Genomic DNA, 6,447 nt, shown 5'->3' on the forward strand with positions numbered 1-6,447 from the left:
ATGAATCCGAAACTCGACGTCCTGACGCCACACAACTCGCAACTGATCTTCATCGACCACCAACCGCAAATGGCGTTCGGCGTGCAGTCGATCGACCGCCAGGTCCTCAAGAACAACACGGTGGCGCTGGCCAAGGCGGCCAAGGCGTTCAACATCCCGACTGTAATCACCACCGTCGAAACCCAGGCGTTTTCGGGCCACACCTATCCGGAACTGCTGGATGTGTTCCCGGGCCAGAAGATTTTAGAGCGCAGCTCGATGAATTCGTGGGACGACCAGAAGGTGCGCGATGCGTTGAAAGCGAACGGCCGTAAAAAGGTCATCGTGGCCGGCCTGTGGACGGAAGTGTGCAACAACAGCTTCGCGCTGTGCGCCATGGCCGAAGGCGACTACGAGATCTACATGGTGGCCGACGCCTCCGGCGGCACCTCGAAGGAAGCGCACGACTACGCGATGCAGCGCATGATCCAGGCGGGCGTGGTGCCGGTGACCTGGCAGCAGGTAATGCTCGAATGGCAGCGCGACTGGGCGCACCGCGACACCTACGACGCCGTGATGGCCATCGTGCGCGAACACTCGGGCGCCTACGGCATGGGCGTCGATTACGCCTACACGATGGTGCACAAGGCGGCCGAACGCACCACGGGCGAGCACGAAGTGCTGGCGCCGGTACCGGCCAAGTAACTCCTTCCACCACCTCGTCGTTCCCGCGGGAGCGACGACGTCAATCTCACGAATGCAACCATGTCCACAAACGAAAACCAGAAAACCCTCTCCCGCCGCGCAGCCATCACCGCCGGCGCATCCCTCGCCGCAGCCATCCCGCTGGCCGCCATCACCTCCAGCGCCCAGGCCGCGCCAGGCTCCGCTATCAAACGCACCTCCAGCACCATCACCACCAAAGACGGCGTCGAACTGTATTACAAGGACTGGGGCACGGGCCAACCGGTCGTGTTCTGCCATGGCTGGCCGCTCAACAGCGACAGCTGGGAATCGCAGATGTTCCACCTTGCGAACAATGGTTTCCGCGTCATCGCCCACGACCGCCGCGGTCATGGCCGTTCGAGCCAGCCCTGGACCGGTAACGACATGGACCACTACGCCGACGACCTGGCCCAGGTCATCGAAGCGCTGGACCTGAAAAACGCCATCCTGATCGGCTTCTCGACCGGCGGCGGTGAAGTGGCCCGCTACGTCGGCCGCCACGGCACCAAGCGCGTCGCCAAACTCGGCCTGATCTCGGCGGTCCCGCCGCTGATGCTCAAAACCGCCGACAACCCGGGCGGCCTGGCGATGGACGTGTTCGACGGCATCCGCAGCGCCTGCGTCAAGGACCGCTCGCAGTTCTACCTCGACCTCGCCTCCGGACCGTTCTACGGCTTCAACCGCCCTGGCGCCAAGCCATCGCAAGGCCTGATCAACGCCTGGTGGATGCAGGGCATGATGGCCGGCCACAAGAATACCTACGACTCGATCAAGGCGTTCTCCGAAACCGACTTCCGCGCCGACCTGAAAAAATTCGACAAGCCGACCCTGATCATCCACGGCGCCGACGACCAGATCGTGCCGATCGACGCCGCGGGCAAAGCGTCGGCGGCCATCGTCAAGGACGCCAAGCTGATTATCTACCCCGGCGCCCCGCATGGCCTGACCGACACCCACAAGGACAAGGTCAACGCCGACATTCTCGCTTTCGCCAAATCGTGACCCCCGACCAGCGCAACCGCCTTCGCAGCATCGACATGGGCTTCCTGGCGGGCTACGTGGACACCCTGGGCTTCGTCGCCCTGTTCGGATTGTTCACCGCCCATGTCACCGGCAACTTCGTGTTGATCGGGGTTGCGCTGGCCGACGCCTCCAAGGCGTCGATCCTGCTCAAGTTCCTGGCCTTCCCGGCGTTCATCGCCGGTATCGCCATGGCGCGCCTGCTGATCCTCGCTTCGGAACGGCGCCAGTGGCCAGCTTTGACGCTGGCCTTGCTGCTGCAGGTGGTCCTGCTGGCCGGCTTCATGCTGGCGGGGATGGCCGCCGCGCCCATCGGCGACACCGCTTCCACCCTGGCCATGGCGGCTGGCCTTCTCGGCACCGCCGCGATGGGCGCGCACAGCGCCAGCAGCCGCCTGCTGCTGGCGCAACTGGCGCCTACGTCCATGATGACCGGGAACGTGACCCAGGTCGTCATCGACAGCATCGACGTGCTGCGCGGCGCCGGCGACGCCGCCACCAGCGCGCGCTGCGGCAAATTTTTCTGGCCCTTGCTGGCCTTCGCCATCGGCGCCATTGCCGCCGCCTTTGCCTTCATGGCATTCGGCTTCATCGCGCTGCTCGTCCCGATCGCCATCCTGTGCGCCGAAATGGCGTTGCCCGAACCGGGCAAGGAAAGCGCATGAACAAAGTGCGCCTCGAAGCGTTCAGCGATGGCGTGATCGCCATCATCATTACCATCATGGTGCTGGAACTGAAAACCCCGCACGGCCCGGCGCCGCACGACCTGGCGCCGGTGCTGCCGTTGATGCTGCGCTACCTGCTCAGCTTCATCTACGTGGGCATCTACTGGATCAACCACCACTACCTGTTCGACAAGGTGCAGAAAGTCGACGGCCTGGCCATGTGGGCCAACCTGCACCTGCTGTTCTGGATTTCGCTGATCCCGTTCGTCACCGCCTGGGCAGGCGAACACCCGTTCGAGTCGGCCCCGGTGGCCATGTACGGCGCGGTGCTGCTGATGTGCTCCATCGGCTTCGTGGGGCTCGACGAGGTGCTGCGCCGGCGCGGCGCGGCGCACGCACCCACCGCGCGGCCGAGCTGGATGGAGCGTAAAAACCTGGCGTCGATGCTGCTGTATGCCCTCGCGATCCCGCTCGCGCTGTGGTACGCGCCAGCCGGTTCCGTCGTGCACGTGGTCGTCGCCGCGATGTGGCTGCGCCCGCGCGCACCGGTTTGAACCCCTGGCGCGGATGGTATCATCGCGGCGCCACGAACAGCGACAGGCCGGCCGCTGACCGCACAGCGAACAGGACGAATCACGTATGAAACCGCACAGCATGTCCAGCACACGTTGGTGGCGCAAGGCCGCCCTCGTGCTGGTGCTCGCGTTCAGCGGCCCGGCACATGCGCAAGTGCGCTCGCTCGACCACCTGGAGCACCGGCGCTGGGTCGCGGCCGACGGCGGCCCGAGCCAGGTCGGCGCCATCGCCCAGACGCGCGACGGCTACCTGTGGCTGGGCACCAATGAATCGCTGTTCCGCTTCGACGGTTTTCGCTTCGTGCGCTACGAAGCGCCCGGCCTGAACACGCTTAACATCGTCGCCTCGCTGCTGGCTGTCGACGACGAACTATGGGTCGGCCTGCGTTTCGGCGGCGTGCGCGTGATCGGCCCGCACGGCATGCGCGAACACCTGCCCGGCCCCAACCTGGCGGAAGGCGCCGTCTACAGCCTCGCGCGCGACCGCGATGGAGCGATCTGGATCGCCGCCGACGATGGCCTGGCGCGCTACAACGGCACTCACTGGGAACTGGTGAGCACCAAATGGCACTTCCCCGGGAAGAAAGCGCGCGCGGTGTTCGTCGACGGCGGCGGCACGCTGTGGGCGGCCAACGAAAACCGCCTGCTGTACCTGCCCAAGGGCGAACGCCGTTTCATCGACAGCGGCCTGGCGGTCGACTGGGTCAGCCAGATCACGCAGGCGCCCGACGGCGCCATCTGGCTCACGGAGCGCTACAGCGGCAAGGTCCATCGCGTGGTACTGCTGGACGGCCACCTCACTTCCGGCTCCCTCGCCACCAGCACGCCGGCCATCGGCCTGCTGTTCGACCGCGGCGGCGGCCTGTGGATCAGCACCACCGGCAACGGTGTGCAGTACGTGGCCAAGCCGACCAGCATCGGCGCCCTCCACAAGCGCACCTCGTTTACCGCGCGCGACGGCCTCAGTTCGGACTTCATCTGGAAGATGCTCGAAGACGGCGAAGGCAATCTCTGGGTCGGCAGCAACGGCGGGCTGGATCGCTTTCGCCCGCGCGCGCTGATGCCGGCCGGCTTTCCTCCCGGGTCGCTCAACTTCGCCCTCGTTGCCGGCAACGACGGCAGCCTGTGGGCGGGACCGAGCAACCGGCCGGCCATGCGCCTGATGGATGGCGGCATGAACGTGCTGGACATGCCGGCGCCGGTATCGTGCGCGATGCGCGATCATGAGGGCACAATCTGGATGGGCGGCCCAAGCGGCATCTGGCGCTCGCGCGGGGCGCGCCTGGAACGCTTTGCCGATCTGCCGCCGGCCGCCCTGGCCGAATCGTCGGTGCGGGCGATGGCGCGCGACGCCGCAGGCGACCTGTGGGTGTCGTTCAACCGCCTTGGCCTGTTCCGCCTGCGCGACGGCGTGTGGATCGCCACGCCGCCGCCATCGCCCTCGGCCAACCAGCGCATGCCGGTCACCGCGTCGGCCGACGCCAAAGGACGGCTGTGGTTCGGCTACCGCGACAACCTGCTGGTCACCCGCGAAGGCGACGGCGAAAGGCACTGGGGCCAGGCGGACGGCATGGACATCGGCCACGTCACCGCCATTACCCACCACGGCCAGCGCACCTGGATCGGCGGCCAGCGCGGCATCGGCTACATCGAAGGCGAGCGCTATCAGGCGCTGCGCCTGCCCGACAACGGCCTGTTCGCCAATATCTACGCCATCATCGTGGTGCCGCTCAAGGATGGCAGCGGCGACGACCTGTGGGTGCACTCGCGCTCGGGCATTTTCCAACTGACCGCTGCCGAACTTGCGCGCGCCTACGCCGATGCGGCTTACCGCATCCGCTACCGCTCATACGACCTGATGGGCGGGCTGGCGAACGACCCATACCAGGTGCTGCCGCTACCCACGGCGGTGCGCAGCCGCGACGGGCGGCTGTGGTTCTCGACCAGTAACGGCGTTGCCTGGATCGATCCGGAGCGTCCGCACCCCGAACTGGCCGGGCCGACGGTGCTGATCGAGTCCGTCCATGTGGACGGCGTGCGTGCGGCCAGCGGCGCGCCGGCCACGCTTGCCGCGGGCGCGCAACGCATCGTGATCGACTACACGGCCCTGAGCCTGTCCGCGCCCGAGCGGCTGAATTTTCGCTATCGTCTGGACGGCTACGACGTCGGCTGGCAGGATGCGGGCCGCCAGCGCGAAGCGGTGTACACCGGGCTCGATCCGGGCAAGTATCGCTTCCGCGTGCTGGCGCATAACCAGGACGGCCTGCCCAGCACGCAGGAAGCCGTGTTCGAGTTCAGCATCCCGCCGGCCTTGTACCGCCAGCCGCTGTTCCTGCTGCTGGCCGGCGCGCTGGCGTTTGCCGCCTTGTGGATGCTGTACCGGATGAACATGCGGCGCGCCGCAGAACGCCTGCGCGAGCGCATCGAGGAGCGTCACAGCGAACGCGAACGCATCGCGCGCGACCTGCACGACACCTTGCTGCAGGGCGTGCACGGGCTGATTTTGCGCTTCCAGGCGATCGTCTACACCATCCCGGCCGACAGCCCGGCGCGCCGTAGCCTGGAAGAAGCGCTGGACCGCGCCGACGAGGTGCTGATCGAAGGGCGCGACCGCGTGCGCGACCTGCGCACCGGCGCGGTCGACCTGAGCGAACTGCACGAGGCCCTGGCGGCGCTGGGCACGGAACTCGAACAGAAAGGCGGCGCGCGCTTTGCGCTCACGGTGCGCGGCTCGCCGGCGCCACTGCGCCCGCTGGTGCGCGACGAGGTGTACCAGGTCGGGCACGAGGCGATCGTCAACGCGTTTCGCCATGCGCACGCGCTGCACGTCAAAGTCGATATCGAGTACGGCGCGCGCCAGTTTCAGATGACGGTCAGCGACGATGGCCTCGGCATCGCCCGCGTCTACCTGACGCCGATGGGACGGGCCGACCACTGGGGTTTGCGGGGCATGCACGAGCGGGTCGGCCGCATCGGCGCGCAGCTGGCCATCGACAGCGACCCGGCGCGCGGCAGCGAGGTCCGGCTCGGCATGAAGGCACAACTGGCGTACCGGCGCGGAACGAGGAGCCTGTTTGCGTGGCTGCGTACAAAAACGATAAGAGAGGGGACCAATGACATCTGAAACGATACCCATACGCGTGCTGGTGTGCGACGACCATCCGATGATGCGGGAAGGGATCGCCGCCGTCATCGCCAGCCAGCCCGATATGTGCCTGGCCGGGGAAGCCGGCGACGGACGCGAAGCCGTGGCGCAATACCGCGTGCTGCAGCCGGACGTGGCGCTGATCGATATCCAGATGCCGGACATGAACGGCATCGAAGCGATCCAGGCGATCCGCGCCGAATTCGCACAGGCGCGCATCGCGGTGCTGACCACCTACCGGGGCGACGCGCGCGCGCTGCAGGCGATCCGCTCGGGCGCGCAGGCGTATCTGCTCAAGAGCGCGCTGCGCAAGGAGCTGACGGAGGCGATCCGCGCG

6 protein-coding genes are annotated in these 6,447 nt (G+C 67.0%); all 6 read left to right on the forward strand.

All coding sequences use genetic code 11. From position 1 onward, the window contains the following. Positions 1 to 684 (forward strand): hydrolase, encoded by a 684-nt coding sequence (locus RBA40_RS20300; RefSeq protein WP_306624067.1) that lies wholly within the window; start codon positions 1 to 3, stop codon positions 682 to 684. 60 nt (positions 685 to 744) lie between these two features. Further along, positions 745 to 1,707 carry an alpha/beta fold hydrolase gene (locus RBA40_RS20305; protein WP_306649559.1) on the forward strand — a complete coding sequence of 321 codons (963 nt, stop codon included), beginning with the start codon at positions 745 to 747 and terminating at the stop codon, positions 1,705 to 1,707. Beyond that, positions 1,704 to 2,390, forward strand: a complete 687-nt coding sequence (locus RBA40_RS20310) for a YoaK family protein (protein ID WP_306649560.1) — start codon at positions 1,704 to 1,706, stop codon at positions 2,388 to 2,390. Before RBA40_RS20305 ends, RBA40_RS20310 begins: the two co-directional genes overlap by 4 nt. After that, positions 2,387 to 2,944, forward strand: a complete 558-nt coding sequence (locus RBA40_RS20315; RefSeq protein ID WP_306649561.1) for a TMEM175 family protein — start codon at positions 2,387 to 2,389, stop codon at positions 2,942 to 2,944. The genes RBA40_RS20310 and RBA40_RS20315 overlap by 4 nt, the downstream gene beginning before the upstream one ends. Before the next feature lie 100 nt (positions 2,945 to 3,044). Next, positions 3,045 to 6,089, forward strand: coding sequence for a sensor histidine kinase (locus tag RBA40_RS20320; RefSeq protein ID WP_306649562.1), 3,045 nt, complete (start codon positions 3,045 to 3,047; stop codon positions 6,087 to 6,089). Beyond that, positions 6,079 to 6,447 (forward strand): response regulator (locus RBA40_RS20325; RefSeq protein ID WP_306649563.1); only part of this gene is annotated, 369 nt, incomplete at its 3' end. The genes RBA40_RS20320 and RBA40_RS20325, both read left to right, overlap by 11 nt.

Source organism: Massilia pseudoviolaceinigra (genome assembly GCF_030846505.1).
Taxonomy (GTDB): Bacteria; Pseudomonadota; Gammaproteobacteria; order Burkholderiales; family Burkholderiaceae_D; genus Telluria_A; species Telluria_A violaceinigra.